The organism is Mycobacterium sp. IS-1496 (assembly GCF_001499995.1).
Lineage (GTDB): Bacteria > Actinomycetota > Actinomycetes > Mycobacteriales > Mycobacteriaceae > Mycobacterium.
Genome location: NZ_LQIU01000047.1, coordinates 1 through 23695, shown reverse-complemented (window position 1 = coordinate 23695; position 23695 = coordinate 1). Strand labels below are relative to the sequence as shown.

Annotated in this window: 22 protein-coding genes; 4 read left to right on the top strand and 18 right to left on the bottom strand. The window is 68.7% G+C overall.

The features are described from left to right. The 10 genes from AU195_RS20920 to AU195_RS20875 form a co-directional block, all read right to left on the bottom strand. The coding region (locus tag AU195_RS20920) for a transposase (protein ID WP_502687344.1) at positions 1-597 on the bottom strand (597 nt) is incomplete at its 3' end. Positions 598-687: 90 nt separating this feature from the next. Next, positions 688-1764: a hypothetical protein gene (locus tag AU195_RS20915; protein WP_059160963.1), complete on the bottom strand. Its 1077-nt coding sequence runs from the start codon at positions 1762-1764 to the stop codon at positions 688-690. 90 nt (positions 1765-1854) lie between these two features. Beyond that, entirely contained in the window at positions 1855-2805 is a 951-nt protein-coding gene (locus AU195_RS20910; protein ID WP_059160962.1) for an alpha/beta hydrolase, read from the bottom strand. Continuing rightward, complete coding sequence (locus AU195_RS20905; RefSeq protein ID WP_059160961.1) at positions 2802-4391, bottom strand: FAD-binding protein; 1590 nt, start codon at positions 4389-4391, stop codon at positions 2802-2804. Before AU195_RS20905 ends, AU195_RS20910 begins: the two co-directional genes overlap by 4 nt. Beyond that, a complete protein-coding gene (locus tag AU195_RS20900) occupies positions 4388-5179 on the bottom strand; it encodes an SDR family NAD(P)-dependent oxidoreductase (protein ID WP_059160960.1) in 792 nt (263 codons plus the stop codon). The genes AU195_RS20905 and AU195_RS20900 overlap by 4 nt, the downstream gene beginning before the upstream one ends. A gap of 13 nt (positions 5180-5192) precedes the next feature. After that, complete coding sequence (locus AU195_RS20895) at positions 5193-6053, bottom strand: SDR family NAD(P)-dependent oxidoreductase (RefSeq protein WP_059160959.1); 861 nt, start codon at positions 6051-6053, stop codon at positions 5193-5195. Between the two features lie 4 nt (positions 6054-6057). Further along, complete coding sequence (locus AU195_RS20890; protein WP_059160958.1) at positions 6058-6540, bottom strand: nuclear transport factor 2 family protein; 483 nt, start codon at positions 6538-6540, stop codon at positions 6058-6060. Positions 6541-6603: 63 nt separating this feature from the next. Beyond that, positions 6604-8022, bottom strand: a complete 1419-nt coding sequence (locus AU195_RS20885; protein ID WP_059160957.1) for an aldehyde dehydrogenase family protein — start codon at positions 8020-8022, stop codon at positions 6604-6606. Positions 8023-8036: 14 nt separating this feature from the next. Next, a complete protein-coding gene (locus AU195_RS20880; protein WP_059160956.1) occupies positions 8037-9143 on the bottom strand; it encodes a zinc-binding dehydrogenase in 1107 nt (368 codons plus the stop codon). Positions 9144-9156: 13 nt separating this feature from the next. Beyond that, complete coding sequence (locus AU195_RS20875) at positions 9157-10752, bottom strand: acyl-CoA synthetase (protein WP_059160955.1); 1596 nt, start codon at positions 10750-10752, stop codon at positions 9157-9159. A 175-nt stretch (positions 10753-10927) separates the two neighbouring features. Between AU195_RS20875 and AU195_RS20870 the strand changes: the two genes are divergently transcribed. Together AU195_RS20870 and AU195_RS20865 are read left to right on the top strand one after the other, a co-directional pair. Next, positions 10928-12739, top strand: a complete 1812-nt coding sequence (locus AU195_RS20870; RefSeq protein WP_286149439.1) for a flavin-containing monooxygenase — start codon at positions 10928-10930, stop codon at positions 12737-12739. After that, complete coding sequence (locus AU195_RS20865; protein WP_059160954.1) at positions 12736-13623, top strand: SDR family NAD(P)-dependent oxidoreductase; 888 nt, start codon at positions 12736-12738, stop codon at positions 13621-13623. Before AU195_RS20870 ends, AU195_RS20865 begins: the two co-directional genes overlap by 4 nt. Positions 13624-13687: 64 nt before the next feature. Here AU195_RS20865 and AU195_RS20860 read toward each other — a convergent pair whose 3' ends face one another. The 8 genes from AU195_RS20860 to AU195_RS20825 form a co-directional block, all read right to left on the bottom strand. Then, positions 13688-14308 (bottom strand): Dabb family protein, encoded by a 621-nt coding sequence (locus AU195_RS20860; protein WP_059160953.1) that lies wholly within the window; start codon positions 14306-14308, stop codon positions 13688-13690. Continuing rightward, positions 14301-14642 (bottom strand): hypothetical protein, encoded by a 342-nt coding sequence (locus tag AU195_RS20855; RefSeq protein WP_059160952.1) that lies wholly within the window; start codon positions 14640-14642, stop codon positions 14301-14303. Before AU195_RS20855 ends, AU195_RS20860 begins: the two co-directional genes overlap by 8 nt. After that, positions 14635-15585, bottom strand: coding sequence for a LipP1 family hormone-sensitive lipase (lipP1, locus tag AU195_RS20850; RefSeq protein ID WP_059160951.1), 951 nt, complete (start codon positions 15583-15585; stop codon positions 14635-14637). The genes AU195_RS20855 and lipP1 overlap by 8 nt, the downstream gene beginning before the upstream one ends. Beyond that, a complete protein-coding gene (locus tag AU195_RS20845; RefSeq protein ID WP_059160950.1) occupies positions 15582-16433 on the bottom strand; it encodes an IclR family transcriptional regulator in 852 nt (283 codons plus the stop codon). Before AU195_RS20845 ends, lipP1 begins: the two co-directional genes overlap by 4 nt. 177 nt (positions 16434-16610) lie before the next feature. After that, complete coding sequence (locus AU195_RS20840; protein WP_059160949.1) at positions 16611-18074, bottom strand: FAD-dependent oxidoreductase; 1464 nt, start codon at positions 18072-18074, stop codon at positions 16611-16613. Continuing rightward, complete coding sequence (gene bphC, locus AU195_RS20835; protein WP_059160948.1) at positions 18071-18979, bottom strand: biphenyl-2,3-diol 1,2-dioxygenase; 909 nt, start codon at positions 18977-18979, stop codon at positions 18071-18073. Before bphC ends, AU195_RS20840 begins: the two co-directional genes overlap by 4 nt. Before the next feature lie 16 nt (positions 18980-18995). Further along, positions 18996-20177, bottom strand: a complete 1182-nt coding sequence (locus AU195_RS20830; protein ID WP_059160947.1) for an acyl-CoA dehydrogenase family protein — start codon at positions 20175-20177, stop codon at positions 18996-18998. 100 nt (positions 20178-20277) lie between these two features. Beyond that, complete coding sequence (locus AU195_RS20825) at positions 20278-21300, bottom strand: ferredoxin--NADP reductase (RefSeq protein WP_059160946.1); 1023 nt, start codon at positions 21298-21300, stop codon at positions 20278-20280. Between the two features lie 90 nt (positions 21301-21390). On the opposite strand from AU195_RS20825, the gene AU195_RS20820 reads away from it, so the two are divergent. Together AU195_RS20820 and AU195_RS20815 are read left to right on the top strand one after the other, a co-directional pair. After that, positions 21391-23010 (top strand): flavin-containing monooxygenase, encoded by a 1620-nt coding sequence (locus AU195_RS20820; protein ID WP_059160945.1) that lies wholly within the window; start codon positions 21391-21393, stop codon positions 23008-23010. 88 nt (positions 23011-23098) lie between these two features. Continuing rightward, a partial coding sequence (locus tag AU195_RS20815; protein ID WP_502687344.1) for a transposase occupies positions 23099-23695 on the top strand: 597 nt, incomplete at its 3' end.

Sequence of the window (23695 nt, the reverse complement as noted above, 5' to 3'; positions counted from 1 at the left end):
ATAGATGGTCTCCGGGGACACGCGCATCTCCGCATCGTCGGGGAAGTCGATGAGCAACCGCGCTGCGATCTGCTCAGGGCTGTGCTCCTCAAGCAGTTTCGCCTGCACCTCATCATGCAACACCTGATTGCGGGCCAGCTTGCCCAGCTGCGGACGGCGAGCACGCTCCTCGGAGCGCGACTGCGCCACTACCGCGTCGTACCGCACGGTGGCGGTCGAACCGCTCTGACGCGCTCCGAACGCCTCCTTGCGCCGATACCCCGACTTGCGTCCGTCGTTGTGGTGGACACCGTTGACGTCGAGCTCGTACTTGATCGTCGACGCCGGCCGGCCCAATCGCCTGCCAATCGAGTTCAGCGATTCGTTGGCCGCGACTCCGATCTGGATCTGAATGCGGTCGGCCAACGTCAGACGCGGCCGAGGTCCCGAGGTCGTCGGCTCACGCTTTTGCGGGTTCACCCCTCCAGCGTGTGTGAACCAGCGAACCCCGGTAGCACACGACACACCGACCGCCACACCGGCTTCACGTGCAGTGCAACCCTCACCGATACAGCCCCAGAACTCACGAACAACACTCAACAACGGTGGACGTGGCACAGCAGCACTTCCCATCAGAATCAGCTGCTATTGCAACGACGCCTTGAAACCGCCGGCGAAACCTCGCACACAAGCTCACGTTCGTGGCGCTCAGGCGAGCTGGAAGGCCGACAGCGGCGCTGCCTCCGGGTAGGCCGCCGGACCACCGAGGTCGTACGCCGCGTTCAGAGTCTGGATGAACTGCGGGTCGTGCAGTGGGTTGTCGGGCATGGCCAGCTTGATGCCCTGGGCGTTGACGTCCTTGACCAGGGTGTCGAGCGCGCGCTCGATGGTCAGATCGTCGGAGTGGTCCATGTTCTTCTTGAGCTCGTCGTAGTCGGAGAACACCTCGGCCGACCAGTGGACCAGGAACCGCAGCTCGTCGGTGTGGTGACGGGCGATCACGTCGTCGCCGTTCTTGAGCACCCACTGATTCCGATCGGCCGGGTCGCCGGTGAAGACGGTGTCGAACGCCAGGCCGGCCGGAACCTGCTGCTCCAGTGGACCGTTGGCCTCACCGCGGTGCACCATCATCTCGTTCTGCACCACCACGCCGCGGTTGTACACCGGCGGCAGCAGGCGCTGCGGCGCCTTGAGCGGACCCTCAGGCCAGTAGGTGAACCCGCTGCCCTCGTCGTGGGAGAACCAGGTGATCACCTGGGCCATCTTGATCAGGTAGTCCTGGAACAGGCCCGACTTGCCCATCACGCTCGTCAACCAGGTCGGGGCGTTCTCGTGACGCACGCCCCGGAAGCTCGGCGAGTCGAGGTGCCCGGGATCCCGGTTGGCGCAGGGCCCGTTGATGTTGAACAGCATGAGTTCGGGCTTGGCGTAGTCGGCGTTCCAGTAGCTCTTGGCGTAGTTCAGGAAGTTCTCGTTGTAGAAGCAGTCGTGCAGTTCGGGGTAGAGCACGGCGCCGTAGTTGGCGAGGTATCCGCGGAAGGTCGGGGTGAGGAACAGGTCGAGCGACGGCTCGAAGCCCTCGGGGAACGCGCCGCTCATGGTGGCCATCAGCTCCTCGGCCGAGGCGAAGTGCTGGGCGATGATCAGCCTCCACGGCCCCTGCGTGCGAACGACATCCAGCAACCGCTCACGCTGGTCGTCGGTGTAGACGTCGTCGAGCTCCCGGGGCGGCGCGGCGGGTCGCAGGACGTCGGACAGCGCCAACCGCCGATCATCAGTGAGCATCGAGTCTCTCCTTCATTCATCGGCGCCGCGGCGCCCTGACTTGCCTTGATTCTGCGACCGTCCGCGGTGTCGTCGACGGTCGCTTTCCGGTCATCGGGAGGTTGAGAGGGGGGCGGCGAACTTCGCCCGCAGCAGCGCACCGACCTCCGCGATCGCGAGCCGGCCGCGGGCGGTGGCGTCCGAGCGCATCAGGAACCCGTGGTAGGCGCCGGGATAGCGGGTCTGGGTCGTCTGGTTCCCGGCGTCCCGCAGGCGGGTCGCGTACCGTTCGCCCCAGTCGCGGATGGGGTCGCATTCGGCGGTCACCACGATCGCAGGCGGTAGCCCGGCCAGATCCGTTGCCAGCGCCGGGAATCGGTACGCATCGGCTGGCGCGGTGACGCCCTGGTCGGCCAACTCGTGCATGTACTCGATGTCCGCGCGGCTCAGCATCGGCGCGTCGGCCAACAGTTGGATCGACCCACAGGTCATATCGCGGTCCAGGCCGGGATACAACAGCACCTGGCAGAGCAGTGACGGCCCCCCATGATCGCGGGCCGCCAGCGCGACTGCCGCCGCCAAAGAGCCGCCAGCGCTGTCGCCGACCACCGCGAGCCGGCCCGGATCGACGCGCAGCGACGCGGCGTTGTCGGCCACCCAGACGGTCGCCGCGTAGGCGTCGTCGAACTGTGCCGGCGCCGGTGCCTCCGGCGCCAGCCGGTACTCGACGGACACCACGGTCGCACCGCTGAGCGCCGCCAGCGTCCGGGCGAGCGGCTCGAAGGCATGGTTGGACCCCATGACCATTCCGCCGCCGTGGAAGTAGACCAGCACCGGTGCCGGGTCGTCACCGGTCGGCCGGTAGATCCGCAGCGGAATCGCCTGTGCGGGGCCGGGTATCGAGAGTTCCTCGATGGCTGCCATCTCCGGCATGTCCTCGGGGTGTGGCGTCGCGTCGACGGCCCCCCGCACCGCGGCAAGGCCGCGCTCGCGCATCGGGGGGATGACGCCGAACGAGGCGACCCGCGCGGCGGCGTCCGGGTCGAGGGAGGGGACGGTCACCGCACTACCCGGGATCGGTCCGCTGCGTGCGCACCCGCGCGTCGGCCGCTGAAGATGCAGTCCGCAAGGGACAGCCCGCTGACGTAGCTGTTGGAGCACACACCGACCGCGTTCCGGCCGGCGGCGTACAGACCCGGCACCGTTCCGCCGCTGTCACGGGCGACTTCGCCTGTGCACTCATCGACGACGAGGCCGCCGAGGGTCAGGCCGGGAATCGGGAAGAACATCGACGAGTCGGCCGAGATGTCGATCGAGTAGAACGGCGGGGTCAGCAGCGGTGGGCACAGATCGGGGTCCTTGTGCGCGGGGTCCCCGGCGCCCCCGCTGATGCCGCGGTGATACGCGTCGACCGTGCGACGCAGACCCGGCCCGTCTATCCCGTTCTTCGCGGCGAGGGCGTCGATCGAATCGGCCTTCTTGTGTCCCACGGTGAACAGGTAGATCAGCTGCAGGCGCTGGAAGACCTGCGTCTGGGTTCTGATCTGGCTCTTGACCTTGTTCCACGTGCGGGCATCGTAGATCGCCCACCCGGTGCCGCCGAAGTCCCGCATCAACACGTTGCCGTGGGTGGCGCCGTAGAGATCCTCGTTCGCAATGCGCCGTCCGTCCGCGCCGACGGTGAGCCCCTCGAGGAACGCGCTCGGTGGCGACAGGAATCGCCACGCCGTGACGTTGCCCATCTTGTTCGTTCTACCGCCGGCCTCGAGGCCCAGCGCGATGCCCGTGCCGTCGTCACCCGCCGTTCCCAGCGGGGAGACTTTCATGAATTGCGGTGCGTGAGACTGCATCCACTGCCGGTTGTGGACGAAGCCGCCCGCCGCCAGGATGACGGCGGGCGCGCGGGCCTCTCCGTCCACGGCCGCGTCGGCCCATATCCTCTCCGCGCGTGCGACGACCCCCTTGACCAGACCGGGCATCCAGGTGCCCGCCTTCCCGGTGAGCTTCGTCAGCGCCGCGTGTCTGCGCACGTGCGGGTGCGCCGAGTCCATCGCGCGGTAGCGGACACCGGCCATGCGGCCGTCGTCATCCTCGATGAGCGAGTGCACCCTGGCCAGCGGAATGAATTCCACGCCCTTGGCTTTCGCCGATCGGGCGAGGTGTTCGAACAAGACCCTGCCCGAGCTCATGCCGGGTGCGAGAACCCGATGGCCGCGCGGTGCCGGCCGTGCGCGGGAGGCGTGTGGATAGGCCTTCTCGTTGCCCGAGTAGTACAGGTAGAACTCGTCGGTCGGATACGAGGTCTTGTACGAGGGCACCTGACCGCCGCGGAACTCGACGCCCTGTGCCTTGAGCCAATCGACCATCGCCGGGCTCTGTCGGCAGAAGCGGTCCAGGGTCTCGCCGGAGACGGCGTCGCCGACCTCCGACTCGAGGTAGGCACGCATGTCCTCGACGCTGTCGTGATACCCGCCCGCCGTCTGTTCGGCGGTACCACCACCGGCGTAGATGATTCCGCCCGACAACGCCGTCGCTCCGCCGCCGTAACCGCGGTCGAGCACCAGCACGCGGGCACCCCGGTCCGCGGCCTCGATCGCTGCGGCGGCACCGGCGGCGCCGAAGCCGACGATGATGACGTCGTAGTTCACAGCACCGACTTGATCTGTTTGGCGACCAGCCGGGTGGCGCGCTTCGCCGACACCCGGGTCAGGAGATCGAGTCCGCGTGCGTCGGTGCCGATGAGCACCCGAAAGCGATCCTCGGCGATCCCGTCGACGATCCTGTCGGCCGCCGCCTCAGGCGTGGTGGAACGAACCTTCTTCCCACCGGCATCGAGCATCTCGACACCGGAGTTGCGGGTCAGCTCGGTGTCGACGTTACCCGGAAAGACCGTCACCACACGGAGATTCGTATCGCACAGCTCCGCGTACAGGCCCTCGCTGAACTGTTTCACCGCGCCCTTGCTGGCGCTGTACAGCGTCTGGCTGGCGAAGGGCAGCAACGCCGACAGGCTCGACATGTTCGTCACGTTCGCTTCGGGGCGGGCCAGAAGTGTGGGCAGGAACGCGCGGCACATGTTTACCGTGCCCGTGAAGTTGACGGCCATGATGCGGTCCGCTGTCTCCGCGGGCAGGTCGACGAACGGCGCGAACCGGTGGATGACGCCGGCGATGTTGACCAGCCCGTCGACCTGGCCATGGACGTCGATCACCTGCCCGGGCGTGGCGGCGACGGCCTCTCTGTCCGTGACATCGAGGACGTGCGTGGACAGCCGCGTGCGGTCAGTCCGGCCGAGTTCTGCTGTGCCGGCCAGTCCCGCTTCGTCGACATCGACTGCCGCCACCCGCGCTCCGCGTCGGAGCAGGCCGAGCGTCACCTGCCGACCCATACCGTTTCCGGCGCCGGTCACGACGAACACCCTGTCGGCGATCCGCACTCGATCTCCCTTCTCAGTGCTCGGCGGGGTCGAACCGCGGTGTGGTGCGCAGCACCGGCGCCCGCTGCGTGGTGAGCACATCGGCGCGTTCGGCCATGGCACCGCCGACGTATTCGGGCTGGGTCAGCAGGTAGAACCGGCCCTCGGCGGCCTGGTCGAACACCACCTCGGCGGCGGCCAGGGGGTCCATCGCGGCGGCCTTGATGTCCAGCATCGCCAGCCGCTGCGACTCCGCCGCGCCGATGTCCCCGTCGGTGACGCCGCCGGCCGACTCGAAGATGTTCGAGGTGACCGCACCGGGCAGCACCGCCTGCACGTGGATGTGCCCGTGCCCGGCCAGCTGCACCTCCAGCGCCAGGCACTCCGTGAGGGCGAGCACCGCGTGCTTGCTCATGATGTAGGGCGCCTGCAGCGGGACGACGGCCACGCCGCCGATCGAGCTCAGGTTCCACACCCACGCCGGGGTGCCCGCCTCGATCATCAGGGGCAGAAACGCCCGGATGCCGTGGAAGACGCCGCTGACGTTGATGTCGACGACCCGCTGCCAGTTCGCGACCGGGGTGTCCCACAGGTAACCGAACTGTTCGACACCGGCGTTGTTGACCAGCAGGCGCACCGGCCCGACGTCACGCCGGGTCCGCTGTGCCAACTCATCGACAGCGTCGAAATCGCGCACGTCGCAGACGATGTCGACCGCGTCGGTCCCCTGGCCGGCCAGTTCATCGCGCAACGCGGCGATGGCGTCGCCGTCGATGTCGGCGAGCACCACCGTCATCCCCAGGCGGGCGGCCTGGCGGGCCAGGCCGGCGCCGATCCCGGCGCCTGCCCCCGTGATGACCGCGACGCCGCCGGCGAAGGTCTGCCTGGCGTCCACGACCTCAGGCGCCCGCGGTGGCGGTATCGGCCGAGTACTCCGACAGCAGAACCGAATTGGTGGTGTCGAGGATGACCTCCATCTCGGTGAACTCCAGTCCCCGCGCGCCGCGCCGCACGGCCACGTTGGCCACGCCGCTGGACACCGCGAACGGCACGTAGTTCGCGATCTGGTTCACGAAGATGTAGAACCGTGCCCGCGTGACGTCGCCGTCGGTTCCGGTGCGGTGCAGATTGGTGGCGTGATGGCGCAACGGGTACGGGCTCTGCTTGCGGTGGTCGGCGAGCCACTCCATCACGGTGTCGCGCCCCACCAGTTCGGGGGACATCAGTTCTTCGAACGGGCTCGCGCCGGACTCGCTGCGGCTGATGTAGCGGACGTCGTCGGCGTAGGCCGCCGCCATCGCGTCGTAGTGGGCCTCGTCGTAGTGATACCAGAAGCTGCCGACGAAGTCCTGCAGCTCGGACAGCGCGATCTCGTTGCTCATGGCGGCCAGTCAACCGGTGCGCGACCTCGGGCACACCCGTGTGGTCCGGTCAGCGGAACACGGTCATGCGGGGAGTTGCAGGGACTTGGTCTGCAGGAACTCCTCGAAGCCCGCCCGGCCGAGTTCCCGGCCGACGCCCGACTTCTTGTAGCCACCGAACGGCGCCACGGGGTTGTACACGCCGCCGTTGAGGTCGAGTTGCCCGGTCTGGACCCGGCGTGCGAAGGCGATCGCACGGTCCAGGTTCTCGGCCCACACCGCGCCCGCCAACCCGTACGGGGTGCCGTTGGCGATGCGCACGGCGTCGTCCTCGTCGCGGAACGGGATCACCGCGAGCACGGGTCCGAAGACCTCTTCCTGACCGAGCTCCGAATCGGGGTCGACGTCGGCGAACACGGTCGGCGCGAGGTAGTAGCCGATGTCGCGGACCCTGTCGGCGCCGCCGGTGATCAGCCGGGCGCCGTCACGCCGGGCGCGCTCGACGAACCCGCGCACGGTGGCGAACTGCGCCTCGGACGCCGACGGGCCGATGCGCGTGGCGGGATCTAAAGGGTCACCCACGGTGTACCTGGCGGCCGCCGCCTCGACCAGGTCGAGCGCTTCGGCATAGCGGCTCTGCGGCACCAGCATCCGCGTCCAGGCCATGCAGGTCTGACCACCGTTGAGGAACGCGTTGCCGACCCCGACCTTCACCGCGGTGGCGAGGTCGCCGCCGTCGAGGATGACGTTGGCCGACTTGCCGCCCAACTCGAGGGCCACCTTCTTCACCGACGTCGCGGCGAGCGCGGCGACCCGCTGTCCGACGGCCGTGGATCCGGTGAACGACACCAGGTCGACGTCGGGGTGCTCGGCGATCCGCTCACCCACCACGCGGCCGCTTCCCGAGACCAGGTTGACCACGCCCGGCGGCAGACCGGCCTCCTCGAGCGCCTCGACGAACTCGAATACCGACAGCGGCGCCTCGTTGCTCGGCTTGAGCACGACGGTGCAGCCGGCCGCGATCGCCGGCACCACCTTCGCGACCACCTGGTACAGCGGATAGTTCCACGGGGTGATGGCTCCGATCACCCCGTAGGGCTCGCGGAGGACCAGCGAGTTGCCCACTCGCTCTTCGAATTCGAAGGTGGCGAGCACATCGGCGACGCCGCGGGCGACCGCCAGCGGCACCTTGGTCTGGACGCCCTGGGCGATGCGCACCGGAGCGCCCATCTCGCGGGTGATCGTCTCGCCGATGTCGGGTAGGCGCTTCTCCATGGCGGCGATCACCCGGTCCAGCCGGTCGCGCCGTTCGGCGACGGTGATCAGCGGGTCGAATGCCTTGCGCGCTGCGGCGACCGCCGCGTCGACGTCGGCGGCCGTGCCGTTCGGGACGCATCCGATCACCTGCTCGGTCGCCGGATCGATCACCTCGATCGCGTCGCCCCCGGTTGGTGTCACCCACCGGCCGTCGATGTACAGGGTCTTGCGGGTGTAGTCGTGCATGGGTTCCTTCGCGGTCAGGGGATGATGCTCGCGCGGACGTCGCGCTTGCCGTCGGCGGCGGCGAACGCCTCGTTGATGTGGTCGAGCGGGTAGTGCGCCGCGGCGAGGCGGTCCAGCGGCAGGCGGTCCCGGTGCTGTTCGAGGAACGTCAGCGCCCGCGACAGCACGGCCGGGTCGTAGAGCGAGACGCCGACCATCGTCTTGTTGCCGAATACGAAGCGGGACGGGTCGAATTCGAAGGTCTTGCCGATGTTGATGTTGCCGATCTCGACGTAGCGGCCGAACTGCCCGAGCAGCTTGAGGCCCTCGTCGATGGCCGAGGGGTGGCCGACGACCTCGACGACGACGTCGGCGCCGTGGCCGTCGGTGAGCGCCCGCACGATCTTCGCGCGGTCCTTGACCGTGGCCGCCTCGGTGATGTCGACGACCGCGTCCGCGCCGAACGCCGTCGCCAACTCCAGACGCTCGGGGACCCCGTCGATCGCGATGACCTTGGCGGCGCCGCGGGCCTTCGCCACTGCGACCGCGTACAGGCCGAGCGCACCGGCCCCCTGGACCACCACGACCTCGCCGAGCTGCTGGTCCACCCGTTCGAGACCGTACATCACCTGGGACAGAGCGCAGTTCGCGCCGGAGGCGATCTCGTCGGACACCGCGTCCGGCACGGTGTAGCACACGGCGCCGGCGGGCAGCAGATAGTAGTCGCCGTATCCGCCGACGAAGTACGGTGGCTCGTCGGCGCGTCCGAGCATCGCCATCTTCAGGTTCAGGCAGGCGCCTCGCCGGCCCAGCAGACAGTTGCGGCAGCGGTGGCACGAGAAGAAGTAGGGGAACACGAGGCGGGTGCCCTCGGCCAGCGGGGCGCCGTTGGAGTCGGCGGTGACGCCGTCACCGAGTGCGGCGACGGCGCCGACCATCTCGTGGCCCAGGACGGTGGGCAGGTGCCCGCCGAGCCCGCGGGTGGCGAAGGTGCCGTGCCAGGCGTGCAGATCGGATCCGCAGATGTTGGTCCGGATGACCTTGACCAGGATCTCGCCGGGTCCCACCCCGGCCAGGTCGACGGTGTCGATCACGAACGGTTGTCCGGGCGCGTCGAATCGCGCGATCCGTCCTTCGAACACGAGAACGTCCCTCTCAGTGGCTGGGCGCAGTGCTGAACCGCTGGCGCAGATCGCGTTTGAGCAGTTTGCCGCTCGGGTTCTTCGGCAGGGCGTCGACGAAGAAGACCTGTTTGGGCGTCTTGTAACCGGCGAGGTGCGCGCGACAGTGCGCGATGATGTCGTCCTCGGTGACGGCCTCGCTCCCGACGGAGCAGCCGTCGCGGAGCACCACCGCGGCCACCACCGTCTCCACCCATACGGGGTGGGCCAGGCCGAAGACCGCCGCCTCCTGCACACCGGCGTGCCGGTACAGGACCTCCTCGACCTCGCGGCTCGCGACGTTCTCACCGCCGGTCTTGATCATGTCCTTCTTGCGGTCGACGACATGCAGCAACCCGTGCTCGTCGTAATAGCCGAGATCGCCGGAATGGAACCACCCGCCGCGGAATGCCTCCGCGGTCTTCGCCGGATCGTCGAGGTAACCGAGCATCAGATGCGGACTGCGGTGCGCGATCTCACCGACGACACCCGCGGCGACCGGGCTGTCGTCCTCGTCGAGGATGGTGGTCTCGACGTTGACCACCGGCCGCCCGGCGGATCCGGCGTGGGCGTCCTGCTCGTCGGGTCCCAGCGCCGACGCCAGGGGCGCCATCTCGGTCTGCCCGTAGAAGTTCCACAGCCGCAGATTCGGGAGCCGCTCGCGGATCTCGCCGAGGATCTCCCTCGGCATCGCCGATGCGCCGTAGTAACCCTTGCGCAGGCTCGACAGGTCGACCTCGTCGAAGACGGGGCAGCGCAACAGGCTGATCCAGACAGTCGGCGGCGCGAAATAATTGGTGACGCCGTAGCGTTCGATGCTGCGCAACACCAGTTCCGGGTCGGGACGCGGCAGGATGATGCTCGTCGCCCCCAGATAGACGTCGGTGGCGAGGAAGTTGTCCAGCTGCGCACAGTGGTAGAGCGGCAGCGAGTGGATCTCGACGTCGTCACCGGACATCGAGCCGGCCATGATCGTGCTGACGTACTGCCACATCAGGCTCCGGCTGGTGTGCATCACCGCTTTCGGACGCGATTCCGTTCCGCTGGTGTACATCAGTCGCAGCAGCTGGTCGTCGTCGATCTGTGGGCTGGGCGCAGGCGATCCGGTGGACAACCAGTCGGCGAAGTCGTCCCAACCCCGTGCCGGGGCGACGCCGTCCGGCACGAGCGCGACCTTCGTCGTCACCCGACCGCCCAGCCGCATCGCTTCGTCGGCGGTGGATGTCAGCTCCGCCTCGACGACGAAGCCGCGAACCTTGCTGTGCGCGAGCAGGTAGGAGATCTCCTCGGCGGTGAGCATGAAGTTGATCGGCACCAGCACTACCGCGGCCCGCGCGGTCGCGAAGGCGAGGACGGTGTACTGCCAGCAGTTGTGGGACAGCAGTGCGATACGGTCACCGGGACCGAAACCGTTGTCCTGCAGCGCCGCCGCGGCCCGGTCCACCAGACGCTCGAATTCGGCGAACGTCAGGACCACGTCGCCGTCCACGATGGCGGTCTTGTCCGGGTGTCTGCGCGCCGACCGGCGCGGGATGTCACCGAGTGTGTGGCTGCGTGCCTGCGCGACGACCGGGTCCATGGCGGCATCCATGCGGCAACGTAAGCACGGCGGGCCGCCCGGCACGGATCGCTGTCCCGCTCAGTAGGCAGGACGGTGCCCGGTGCCCGGCAGCGGTCGGATACTCGTCGCCGTGACGACTGATGCGGAGCTCAGGGGCCACCTGCGCCAGGCCGACCCGGGTGTGCTCGTGGCGGTGTTGGCCCAGATGACCGGCGACCTCTCGGTGGTCGACGAGTTCGCACCCGCGGTCTCGCATGTGCCCGACCCGCCGGAACGCGCCGGGGTCACCGACCCCGACACCATGGAGACCCTCGTCGGCCGGATCGCCGCCGCCCTCGACGCACCTCGGCCGCAGGGCGCGCTCGCCGCCGACGACCCGGAACTGTTCGCCCGGCTGCTGCCGGTCGCGCTGGGGTCCGAGGTGGACGACGAATATGTACCGCTGTTGTTGGAGCAGGGCGGTTTTCAGCTGTCGCAGCCCACGCTGCCGCGCGACGTGCCGATCCCACCGGACACCACGGTGTCGATCATCGGGGCAGGCATCGCGGGCATCGTCGCCGCGCTGGCCGCCGCCGACGCCGGCGTGTCGTTCGAGATCTACGACCGCAACGACGAGGTCGGTGGGACGTGGCTGACCACCAGGTACCCGGGCATCGGCGTGGACACCCCGTCGGCCTACTACTCGCTCTCGCGGGAGGTGAATCCGGACTGGACGAACTACTACCCCCAGGGCGCGGAGTATCAGGCCTACCTGGTGTCGCTGGCCGACAAGTATGGTCTGCGGGAGCACACCCGGTTCGGCACCGAGGTCGAGGCGCTGTGGTGGGACGAGGACCGCGGGCAGTGGCAGATCCACGCCGTCGACCGCGACGGCAACCGGACGGTCAGCCACTCACGTGTGGTGATCACCGCCGCCGGATACCTCAATCGCCCGCGGTGGCCCGATGTGCCCGGCCGAGAGACGTTCGCGGGTGTCAGCGTGCATTCCGCGCAGTGGGACCCGTCGCTGGACCTCACTGGCAAGCGGGTGGCGATCATCGGCGCGGGGTGCACGGCGGTGCAGATCGTCGACGCCTGCGTCGACCAGGTCCAGCATCTGACCGTCTTCCAGCGGCAGCCACACTGGGTGGCACCGCGCAAACGGCTCTCCGACGACGTTCCCGAGTACCGCCGTTTCCTCGGTAGGAACCTGCCGTACTACGCCAACTGGCATCGGTTGAAGTCGTACTGGGCCACCGCCGACAACAACTATCCCGTCATCCTGCGCGACCCGGACTGGGCAGAGAAGCACCTGTCGATCTCGCCGGCCAACGACGTGCTGCTGCAGATGTGCCTGGACTACATCGACCGGATGTTCGGTGCGGGAACCGAATTGGCGAAGAAGGTCACGCCCGACTTCGCGCCGTACGGTAAGCGGATCATCCGCGACCCGGGCGGGTACTACGCCGCGCTGACCCGCGACCACGTCGACGTGGAGGCCCGCGAACCCGCCGAGGTCAACGCCAGGGGGATCGTCACCCAGGACGGCAGGCAGATCGACCTCGACGTCATCATCTACGCCACCGGCTACCACCTGGACTTCCTGTCCACTGTGGACATCCGCGGCCGCGGCGGCCGGACGCTGCGCGAGGAATGGGGCGACAGCCCCCGCGCCTACCGCGGCGGGACGGTTCCCGGCTTCCCGAACCTGTTCATCACCTCGGCGCCGAACTACAGCCCCGGCCACGGTGCGGGTGCGAACTTCTCCATGGAGGTGCTGGCGCACTACATCGTGGAGTGCCTGCAGCTCATGGCATCCCGGGGTGCGACGACCATCGAGGTGACACAGGAGGCGTACGACCACTACGTCGAGGACATCGACGAGGCGATGTCGCGCACCGTGTGGTGTCACACGCCGAACGCCCACACCTACTACCGCTCCGGGTCGGGGCGCGTGGTGGTCGCGACCCCGTACCGCCTGATCGACGTGTGGCAGCAGCACCGGGCGCCCATCGAAGACCATTTCGAGCTGCGATGACTCGACTTCTCAGCGGTAAGACGGCCCTGGTCACCGGAAGCAGTCGCGGCATCGGCCGGGCCATCGCCCAGCGGTTGGCCGCCGAAGGCGCCACCGTCGTCGTCACCGCGCGCTCTCATACCCCGTCGCCGTCGGTGCGCGCCGGGTCGACGGCCGCACTGCCGGGCACCATCGGGGAGACCGTCGAGATGGTCGAGGCGGCAGGCGGCAGGGCATACGCCGTCGCGGCCGATCTCGAGGACCACCGACAGCGGCTGCGTCTCGTCGACGACGTGCTCGACCGCACGGGGCACCTCGACATCCTGGTCAACAACGCCGGATACGCCGATTACTCGCTGATCGAGCACATGGGCATGGACACTTTCGACCGCACGGTCGAACACTACCTGCGGACCCCGTTCGTGTTGTCGCAGTGCGCGATCCCGCATATGCGCGCCCAGGGTGCCGGATGGATCGTCAACATCGGATCGGTCACCGGGATGGCGCCGGTGCGGCCGTTCCGTGAGTACAACAAGTCCTCCGGCGACGTCATCTACGCGTCGGTGAAAGCCGCGCTGCACCGGTTCACGCAGGGGCTGGCGGCCGAGGTGCTCGACGACGACATCGCGGTGAACTGCGTCGGCCCGTCGACGGCTGTGCGTACTCCTGGTGCGTCGCAGCTCATTCCGGACACCTTCCCGACCGAGCCGGTCGAGTACCTCGCGGAGACCGTGCTCGCGATGTGTCACCTGCCCGCGGCCGACCGCACCGGACTCGTGGCGTTCAGCTTGCACTACCCGTGGTCGCAGGGACTGCCGGTGCACACCCTCGACGGTCGCGAGCTGCTGCCGCCGATCGAGCCGCCGGTGACCGCCAACCCGAACATCCTGCCGGCGGGGCTCTAGTTCGGGCGCAAGATTGCGCTCACGGTCGTCGATCCGACGCAACCGACAGCCCTGGGTGCAATCGTCAGGCGTCGAACGCCGTGTCGTTGCGGCAGAAGCTGTGGCACACCCGATCCCGCACGACGATGTCGGGACACTCGGGATCGAACCACCGGTCGACGTACGCCCAGTGAATCGGGTGCATGAGGTACGGGCCCATCAGGCCGTCGACATCGGTGAACTCCTGCTCGAAGACATGCGTCCACGGCGACGTGCCGACCGCATCCTCGACCTGGCTGAGCTGCCACGAATGGATGGTTCGCACATAGCGGGGGAGGAGTCGCAGATCGTTCTCGAAGCGGCGGACGGTCGCCTCCGAGGTCTCCGGACGAACACGCAGCAGCAGAGCCCGATAGACGGTGCCGTCCCCGTCGGCGCCGGGAGTGGCTTGCCCGTGGTAGGTGGCGCCGTTGACGTGCCGGACCGCCTCCCGGTCCAGCAGGTCGTCGAGCCTCGCGACGGCGTCGGAACGCGTGTCCCGGTGGGAGAACTGCAGGTGGACCAGGATGTCGCCGCCGTTGCGGACACCGGGCAGCGTCGGCTGCACGAGAGTCCGATCGGCACGGAAGTCGCTGCCGCGCAATATGTCGAGGACTTCCTGCCGCTCGGACTCGACCGCGTCGACCAACCGGATGACGCTATACATCGCAGAGTCCGTCCACATCGGCGGCCTCGGCGGCCACGCTCCTGTCCCGCGTGATGACGAGATCCTCGATGCCCGACCACCATTCGCCGATCGACGGATCAGGGCGGCCCTGCCACGTCATCTCCCACCACGCCCTGGCGCTGGGCAGCGACCACGTCACGGTGACGGTGTTGGGCTGGTCGGTGAACCAGATCGGCGGGCTCACCAGCACCTGCCGCAGCGTCATACCGCGCTCCCGTGCTCCGGGTGCGTATCCGCTGAGGTAGGCGTCGACGAACTCCCGGGTGCGGCCGGGCCGCGTGACCACCCGGTCGATCACGAACACCTCAGCCACCGGCCGGTACTCCCGCCAACAGCGCGGCGGCGTCCCGGCACAGCTGGGCTCGGGCGGCCTGCGCGATCTCGAGACTCGGCATGGTCATGAACCCGTGGATGCCGCCGTCGAACCGGCGCACCACGGTGGGCACCCCGGCCTCGGCGAGTGCCCCGCCGAACCGCAGGCCTTCGTCGCGAAGGGGGTCGTGACCGGCGATCACCACGACGGCCGGCGGCAGCCCCCGCAGGTCGGCGTGCAGTGGCGACACGTAGGGATCGGTGCGGTCGGATTCGTCGGGCACGTACTGATCCCAGTACCAGCGCAGCGCGTCGGCCGGGTTGTAGTACCCGGCGCCGAACAATCGGTACGACTCGGTGCTGAAGTCGGGGGTGATCATCGGGTAGACGAGCACCTGGGCGGTCAGCGCCGGACCGCCGCGGTCCCGCGCCATGAGCGCCGTCACCGCCGCGAGGTTGCCCCCGGCACTGTCACCGCCGACCGCGATCCGGCCGGGGTCGGCGCCGAGCGCGGCGCAGTTCTCGGACACCCACCTGGTGACCGCGTACACGTCCTCGGCCGCGGCCGGCCACGGATGTTCGGGAGCCAGTCGGTAGGCGACCGAAACAACGACGGCGCCAATCTGATTCGCGATGCTCCGACAGAGCCCGTCGTGGCTGTCGAGATCGCAGAACACGAACCCGCCGCCGTGGGCGTACACCAGAACCGGCAACGACCCGACGGGAGCGCCGGCCGGACGGTAGATCCGGACCGGGATCGGACCGCCGGCGCGCTCGACGCCGCGGTCCTCGACGCAGGCAACCGGCTCGGGGTCGGCAGCCGCCACGAACCGGGAGCGGATCGTGGCACGCGCCTGCGCGCCGGTCATGGTGTGCACAGGGGGGAAGCCGCTGTCGAGCGCCTCGATCATCCGGGCGATCTGCGGATCGAGCTCGCCGCTCATGCGAGTTGCAGGGCGGCCGACTCGTGGGCCGGGCGCGGGGTGGGGCCGCCGCGCAGCGGGCGCACCTGCTGCAGCGTCGGTGCCACGCGCTGCGGTCCGCCTTCGACGTTGCGCCACACCCCCATCGCGGTCATCCGGACCGGCGCGGCGAGGCGCTGGTCGAACGCCATGCGGCTCATCGGACCACACACCGACAGCGCCGCGACGGCCTCGCCCGGCCCGCCGATCGGCGCGGCGACACACCCAAAGCCGGGCAGCGACTCCTCGCGGTCGAACGCGACACCGTGGGCACGCGTCTTGTCCAGTTCGGCGGCCAGTTGCGCGGCACTGCCGATCGAGTACTTGGTGCGGCGGTTGCCCAGGTCGACGTCGTCACAGGCGTCGGAGTTGTACGCGAGCAGTGCCTTGCCGATCGCGGTGCAATGCGCGGGCTGGCGGCCGCCGACCCGGCTGGGCAGTGCGGCCACCATCCGGTCGCCGATCTTCTCGAGGTACACCACGTCGGCACCGTCGAGGACGGCGAGGTGCACCACCAACCCGGTGGCGCGGTGCAGGTCGTGCAGCAGCGGCGTGGCCGCCCGGTGCAACCGGTCCTGGTGCACCGCAAGCGATCCCAGTTCGACCAGCCGCATGCCCAGTTCGTAGTCGCGGCCGTTGCGGCGCAGCCAGCGCAGCTGGACCAGCCGTTCGAGCATGCGGTGTGCCGACGACCGGGGCAGTCCGGTGCGACGGACGATCTGCGCCAGGGTCAGTCGGCCGGGGCCGTCGAACGCGTCGAGGACCAGCGACACCCGGTCGATGACCGCGCTGGGGGTGGTGGATTCCTGGCTGAGTGGAGCCACGGTCATGACGCCTCCTGGGGCTGAAGTGCAGATCAGGCATATTCCTATTAGGAATATGACTTTTTGTACCACAACGGGGTGGGCGGTGTCACATGGATCTTGAAACTGGACTCAGCCCACATTCGGCGCATGCCGATGTGGCCGTGACCCGGCGGACCACGGCCATATCGGAACGCGCGGCGGTCAGCCCTTCGCGGCCGACCGGCCGGCGCGTCGACCGTAGAAACTGCCGTCGCCCAGCGAGACGCCGCTGGCGTAACCCCAGGCCGCGAGGCCCGCGGTCGAGCGGCCGGCGGCGAACAGGCCGGGTATGGGATCCCCGCTGACGTGCAGCACCTCGCCGTCCAGTGACGTCTGCAGCCCGCCGAGGGTGAACCCGCCGGTGCTCTCCCGCAGGTCGATCGCCCCGACCGGGGATCCGACCGGACGCAGCCACTGAGCCTTCTTGTGCAGCAACGGGTCCTCGCCGCGCGCCGCGCCGTCGTTGTAGGCGGCGATCGTGGCCTGCAGCGATCCGGGCGCCAGCCCGATCTCGGCTTCGAGTTCGGCGACGGTCTCACATACCCAGGTCGGCGGCCGCATCATCAGCTGCGGCGACTGCGAGGCCATCGCCTCCTCCTGGGCGTCGCCGTCGATGATCAGGTACGCGGTGTTGTTCTGGTGGTAGAGCGTCAACTGGCCCACCCGGCCCGGATAGGTGTCCTCGGGGACGTAACGCTGACCACGCTCGTTGACCAGGACTCCGCGCACCAACTGCTGGGGATCGATGAAGATCGCCACCTCGGTGGCGTCCATGTGCGCCAGATCCGCGCCGAGCGCCTGGGCCATCCGGATCGCCTGACCGTCGTGCTGCTCGATCGACGCGGCGGGACGGCCTGCGATGCGCGGGGCGTACTGGGCCACCATCGCGTCGTTGTAGGCGAAACTGCCGGTGGCCAGCACCACCCCACGCCGCGCCCGGATCGTCACCTCGGTGCCGTACTGGCGGGCGCGGATGCCGACCACCCGGCCGTCGGACTCGACCACGAGCGCGTGCGCCCGCACGTCGTAGAGCGACCGCGCCCCAGCCGCTGTGGCCGTTTCGACCAGCGGCTTCATCAGCATGTAGCCGGCGCTGGCCTCACCCTGCTTCTTGTCCGACATCTGCGGGACGTGCCCGCGGGGGGCCGGCGTGGCGATCGTGTTGAACGGATAGGAGTTCTCGCCGCCGCTGTACATCAGGCCTTGATCGCCCATCGGCTCCCAGCCGGGCTCACCGAAGAACTCGGCCTTGAACGGCACTCCGCATTCCACGAGCCAGTCGAAGTGGGCGACGCTGCCGTCGCAGTAGTCGGCGATCCGGCGGGTGTCCGCGCCGGGGCCCATGGCCACGTTGAGGAACGCCGCCATGTTCTCGACGGAATCGGTGAAACCGCAGGCCTTCTGGATCGCCGTCCCGCCGCCCAGGTAGATGAACCCGCCGGCCATCGACGCGGCGCCGCCCCACGACCCGGTTCGCTCGAGGACGAGGACGTCGGCGCCCGCGCGGGCCGCCTCGACGGCGGCGGCCGCACCGGCGACGCCGTAACCGGCGATGACCACGTCGGCTTCGTGGTCCCACTGGGTGACCGATGCCGACGGTACCGGGTGAACGTCGTCGGCCGTCATGGCCGCATGGCGGCGGGGAGGTCGCCCACCCACTGGTGGCCCCAGTAGCTGTCGGCGGTGATCTCCTCAGCGGTGTAATAGGTCTCGTCGACCCGCATGCCCTCGGTGCCGAACTCGATGTCCCAGTCGCCCGGGGCGCGAACGTAGAACGACACCATCTTGTCGTTGGTGTGCCTGCCGAGCGTCGAGGACAGCTGGTAGCCGTCGGCGTTGACGCGGTCCAGCGCCTGGCCGACGGCGTCGAGGCTGTCCACCTCCACCATCATGTGCACCAGACCGGGATCGCGCAGGGTCGCCGCCGGACAGATCGCCAGGCTGTGGTGGCGCTCGTTGATCCCGAGGAAGCGCACGCGCACCGGCCCGAACTCCGGCGGCACCGGCACCCGGAACGCTCCGCGCGACTTGAATCCCAGGACGCCGGTGTAGAACTCGAAGAGCCCGTTCGGGTCGAGGGCGGGCAGCACGACGTGGCCCAGACCCTGCGCGCCGGTGACGAACCGGGCCCCGAAGGGCGTCACGACCGGGCTGTGGTCGAGCACCGCGCCGTGGAACACCTCCAGGGCGGTGCCCGCGGGGTCCTCGAACGCGATGACCTCCTCGACGCGTCGTGCGTCGGCCTCCTCGAGTGAAAGCTGTTTGAACGGAACGCCTGCCGCGTCCAGATCCCGCTTGACCTGTTCGAGCGCCGCGTGGTCGCGGACCTCCCAACCCACCGTGACGATCCGGTCGACGTCGCCGGGCCGGACGATGATGCGGGCCGCGCGCTCGTCCATCCGGAGGTACAGGCACGACTCGTCGGGGCCGCTGCCCTCGGCGAAACCCAGGACCTGGAAGGCGAAGTGGCGCCACCGGTCGATGTCGGCGGTCTGCACGGTGATGTAGCCGAGGCTCTTCAACACTGCCATTGTCGTTCCCTCCCGATCAGATCATCGCCCGCAGCGCACCCTGCGGGTCGACTCCCAGCGAGCTCAGCGCGGATGCGTGGTAGATGGTGCCGGGCGTGTGGATCGCGTGCGCCACACCGGCGTGGGCGTCACGCCAATACCGTTGCAGCGGTTTGTCCATGCGCAGCGCATTGCCGCCCGACCGCGCGAAGATCTGGTCGACGGCGCAGACGGCCCGCCACACCGCCTTGATCTGGCTGCGACGCACGGCGGCACGGTCGGCGAACGTCACCTCCTTGCCGGCGTCGACCATGTCGTAGACGCGGTCGACGTTGGAGAGCAGCGCGTGGCGGGAGGCCTCGATGTCGGCGGCGGCCTCACCGATCGCGTACATCACGTAGGGGTCGTCCTTGACGGCGACGCCGCTGGCATTGACCCGTTCGCGTTGGTAGTCCAGATGCGCGGCCAGGGCACCCTCGCAGATGCCGATGGTCGCGGAACTGATCCCGAGCGGGAACATCGTCGACCACGGCATCTTGTAGAGGGTCTTGGTCATCCCGGCCTCGAGTTGCGCGGAGCCGTCCATGACCTTGAGACCGTCCATCGTGCGGTAGGTGGGGACGAACGCGTCGCGGACGATGACGTCCTTCGACCCGGTGCCCCGGAGTCCGACGACGTCCCAGGAGTCGTCGACGATCTCGTAGTCGCTGCGGGGCAGGATCATGTGCAGGATCTGCGGCGGCATCACCGGCCTGCCCTCGGCGTCGCCGACCATCGCGCCCAGGATGATCCAGTCGCAGGCGTCGGTGCCGGAACTGAACTGCCAGCGCCCGTTGAACAGGTATCCGCCGTCCACGGGTTTGGCCACCCCCTGCGGGGCGTACGGCGACGCGATCCAGGTGTCGACGTCGGTGGCCCACACCTCCCGGGCGACTTGCGGGTCGGCGTAGGCCAGCTGGTAGGGGTGCACACCCACGACGCCGTTGACCCATCCCGCGGCGGGATCGAGCGCCGCGGTGGCCATCACGGTCTCGGCGAACTCACGCGGGTGGACCTCGTAGCCGCCGTACTCCTCGGGCTGCAGCAGCCGGATGTGGCCGGCCGTCTTCATGTTCTTGACCGTGGTGTCCGAGAGCCGGCCGAGCCTCTCGGCCTCCACGGCCTGTTCGCGGAACTGGTCGGCCATTTCCATCACCCGGTCGATCACCCGGTCGGTCATGAGGCGTCCTTCTGTCGTGGGGCTGTCTTCGATGGTCTACCGGGATCGCGCGCCGCTCGTGGGCGAATCCCGGTGAATGGAAAAGCCGTCAGGACCGACGTCAGAATTCGACGTGGATCTCGTCGGAGGCCGGACGCGCCTGACAGCCGAGGATCGTGCCGGCCTCGACGTCCTCGGCTTCGAGGATCTCGGTGGCCGGCATGTCCACCCGGCCGCTGACCAAGGTGGCGGCGCAGGACCCGCACTGCCCCTCGCGGCAGGAGTACGGCACGTCCAGACCGGCGGTGATCATCGCGTCGACGAGCGTGGTCCGGCGGGACCACCGTAGGGTGTGCGTCCGGCCGTCCAGCGCCACCTGCAGGTCCACCGCGTCGGCGTCGGGTTCCACCGGCGCGACCTCGGCGAAGGGATCACCGGTCAGCGAACGGAACACCTCGGTGTGCACGTCGTCGCGGGGCACGCCCGCGTCGGCCAGCGCCCCCTGCACCGCGGTCATGAACGGCGCGGGCCCGCAGAGGTACGCCTCGCCGCCGGCGAACCGCCGCGCCAGCGCCGCGAGCTGGTCCCGGGGGGGCAGCCCCTGCACGGACTCCAACCAGTGCACGACGGTGAGCCGGTCGGGGTGGCGGGTGGTCAGTTCCCGCAGTTCGGCCGCGAAGATCACCGACCGCTCGTCGCGGTTGGCGTACACGAGTGCGATGCGCCCGCCGCCCACCGCGAGCGCCGACTTGAGGATGGACATCACCGGCGTGATGCCGCTGCCGGCGGCCCACAACACCAGGTCACGGTCGAGGTCGGCCGGGGTGAACGTCCCGGAGGGGGGCAGTGCCTCGATGACGTGGCCGGCGACGACGTTGTCGCACAACCAGTTCGACCCGTATCCGCCGTCCACGCGCTTGATCGTCACCTTGGGTGCGGCATCGGTGTGCGGCGAACTCGCCAGCGAATAGCAGCGGGCCACCGTGCCCCCGTGGCCGCCGGGCACCCGAAGCGTCAGGAATTGCCCAGGCCGGTAATCGAAGCGGGCATCACCGGCGACGGCGAACACCAGCGACCGGGCGTCGTGGCTCTCCTCGATGACGTCGGTGACGGTGAGCCGCACGGAATCCACGCCGGCGATCATGGGGGCGCAGCGCGCGGTTCAGGAACGTGAGGTCCGTTGACCGGGACGGACCCCTCCGGGCGCACGCAACCCACGCCTAGCTTGATCGTCGTGGACACCTCGGCTGATCAGCTGCCCAACCCTGTCGATGCGGTGGTCGTCGGCGCCGGCTTCGCGGGGCTGTACGCACTGCACAAGCTCCGCTCGCAGGGCCTGAGCGTCCGGGTGTTCGAGGCCGCCCCCGACGTCGGCGGCACCTGGTACTTCAACCGGTACCCCGGGGCGCGGTGCGACGTCGAGAGCGTGGACTACTGCTACTCGTTCTCCGAGGAACTCCAGCAGGAGTGGAACTGGAGCGAGAAGTACGCCACCCAGGCCGAGATCCTGCGCTACATCAACTGGGTCGCCGACAAGCTCGACCTGAGATCAGGGATCACCTTCGACACGAAGGTCACCTCCGCGGTGCTCGACGAGGACACGCTGCAGTGGACGGTGACGACCGACACCGGTGAGGTGCTCTCCACCCGGTTCTGCATCATGGCGACCGGTCCGCTGTCCGCGGCGCTCACCCCGCAGTTCCCCGGACTCGACACCTTCGCGGGCGAGATCTACCACACCGCGGACTGGCCGCACGAGGACGTCGACTTCACCGGCAAACGGGTCGCCGTCATCGGCACCGGATCGTCCGGCATCCAGTCGATCCCGATCATCGCCGAGGTGGCGGCGCAGCTCTACGTCTTCCAACGGACGCCGAATTACAGTGTGCCGGCGGGCAACCGGCCACTGACCGAACAGGACATCGCCGCGGTCAAGGCCAACTACGACGAGCGGCGGCAGCTGTCGTGGCGCAGCGGCGGCGGCTCGCCGCACATCGCGCACCCGAAGCTGACCATGGAGGTCTCGCCGGAGGAGCGCAGGGCGGCGTTCGAGAAGCGTTGGGAACTCGGTGGTGTGCTGTTCTCGAAGACCTTCCGGGACCAGATGATCGACCCGCGGGCCAACGAAGAGGCCCGCACGTTCTACGAGGAGAAGATCCGCGCGGTCATCGACGATCCCGAGGTCGCCGACCTGCTGATCCCGAACGACCACCCGATCGGCACGAAACGGATCTGTACCGACACCAACTATTTCCAGACGTTCAACCGCTCCAACGTCGAATTGATCAGCGTCCGCAAGACACCGATCGAATCGGTGGACCCCACGGGCATCAACACCTCCGAAGCGCACTATGACGTCGACACCATCGTGCTGGCAACGGGTTTCGACGCGATGACCGGAGCGCTGGCCAAGATGGACATCGTCGGACGGGCCGGGGAGAGGCTCGCCGACGACTGGCGGGACGGGCCGAGGACCTACCTCGGGCTCGGCGTCGACGGCTTCCCCAACCTGTTCATCGTGTCGGGCCCGGGGGCGCCGGCGGTGCTGGCCAACATGGTGCTGCACGCCGAGGCCCACGTGAACTGGATCGCCGACTGCATCGACCATCTGGACCGGCACGGCTACCAGGCCATCGAAGCGACCTCCCAGGCGGTGGACGACTGGGGCGCCGAACTCTCGCGGCGGGCCGAGGCGACGCTGTTCACGCAGGCGAACTCGTGGTACATGGGGGCCAACGTGCCCGGCAAACCGCGGGTGTTCATGCTCTTCATCGGGGGATTCGGCGTCTACCTCGACATCTGCGCCGAGGTGGCGGCAGCCGGATACAAGGGCTTCCAGCTGCTGAAGGCCTGACGGCCGAACGTGAGCTCGTGTGCGATTTTTCGACGGCGGTTTCAAGGCGTCGTTGCAATAGCAGCTGATTCTGATGGGAAGTGCTGCTGTGCCACGTCCACCGTTGTTGAGTGTTGTTCGTGAGTTCTGGGGCTGTATCGGTGAGGGTTGCACTGCACGTGAAGCCGGTGTGGCGGTCGGTGTGTCGTGTGCTACCGGGGTTCGCTGGTTCACACACGCTGGAGGGGTGAACCCGCAAAAGCGTGAGCCGACGACCTCGGGACCTCGGCCGCGTCTGACGTTGGCCGACCGCATTCAGATCCAGATCGGAGTCGCGGCCAACGAATCGCTGAACTCGATTGGCAGGCGATTGGGCCGGCCGGCGTCGACGATCAAGTACGAGCTCGACGTCAACGGTGTCCACCACAACGACGGACGCAAGTCGGGGTATCGGCGCAAGGAGGCGTTCGGAGCGCGTCAGAGCGGTTCGACCGCCACCGTGCGGTACGACGCGGTAGTGGCGCAGTCGCGCTCCGAGGAGCGTGCTCGCCGTCCGCAGCTGGGCAAGCTGGCCCGCAATCAGGTGTTGCATGATGAGGTGCAGGCGAAACTGCTTGAGGAGCACAGCCCTGAGCAGATCGCAGCGCGGTTGCTCATCGACTTCCCCGACGATGCGGAGATGCGCGTGTCCCCGGAGACCATCTAT

Excerpts from the sequence above, each read along its gene's own strand:
- AU195_RS20870 (WP_286149439.1), top strand. The coding sequence starts at position 10,928 with ATGACCGGCGACCTCTCGGTGGTCGACGAGTTCGCACCCGCGGTCTCG.
- AU195_RS20860 (WP_059160953.1), bottom strand. The coding sequence starts at position 14,308 with ATGTATAGCGTCATCCGGTTGGTCGACGCGGTCGAGTCCGAGCGGCAG.
- AU195_RS20915 (WP_059160963.1), bottom strand. The coding sequence starts at position 1,764 with ATGCTCACTGATGATCGGCGGTTGGCGCTGTCCGACGTCCTGCGACCC.
- AU195_RS20830 (WP_059160947.1), bottom strand. The coding sequence starts at position 20,177 with ATGACCGACCGGGTGATCGACCGGGTGATGGAAATGGCCGACCAGTTC.
- bphC (WP_059160948.1), bottom strand. The coding sequence starts at position 18,979 with ATGGCAGTGTTGAAGAGCCTCGGCTACATCACCGTGCAGACCGCCGAC.
- AU195_RS20865 (WP_059160954.1), top strand. The coding sequence starts at position 12,736 with ATGACTCGACTTCTCAGCGGTAAGACGGCCCTGGTCACCGGAAGCAGT.
- lipP1 (WP_059160951.1), bottom strand. The coding sequence starts at position 15,585 with ATGAGCGGCGAGCTCGATCCGCAGATCGCCCGGATGATCGAGGCGCTC.
- AU195_RS20875 (WP_059160955.1), bottom strand. The coding sequence starts at position 10,752 with ATGGATGCCGCCATGGACCCGGTCGTCGCGCAGGCACGCAGCCACACA.
- AU195_RS20840 (WP_059160949.1), bottom strand. The coding sequence starts at position 18,074 with ATGACGGCCGACGACGTTCACCCGGTACCGTCGGCATCGGTCACCCAG.
- AU195_RS20890 (WP_059160958.1), bottom strand. The coding sequence starts at position 6,540 with ATGAGCAACGAGATCGCGCTGTCCGAGCTGCAGGACTTCGTCGGCAGC.
- AU195_RS20845 (WP_059160950.1), bottom strand. The coding sequence starts at position 16,433 with ATGACCGTGGCTCCACTCAGCCAGGAATCCACCACCCCCAGCGCGGTC.
- AU195_RS20825 (WP_059160946.1), bottom strand. The coding sequence starts at position 21,300 with ATGATCGCCGGCGTGGATTCCGTGCGGCTCACCGTCACCGACGTCATC.
- AU195_RS20885 (WP_059160957.1), bottom strand. The coding sequence starts at position 8,022 with ATGCACGACTACACCCGCAAGACCCTGTACATCGACGGCCGGTGGGTG.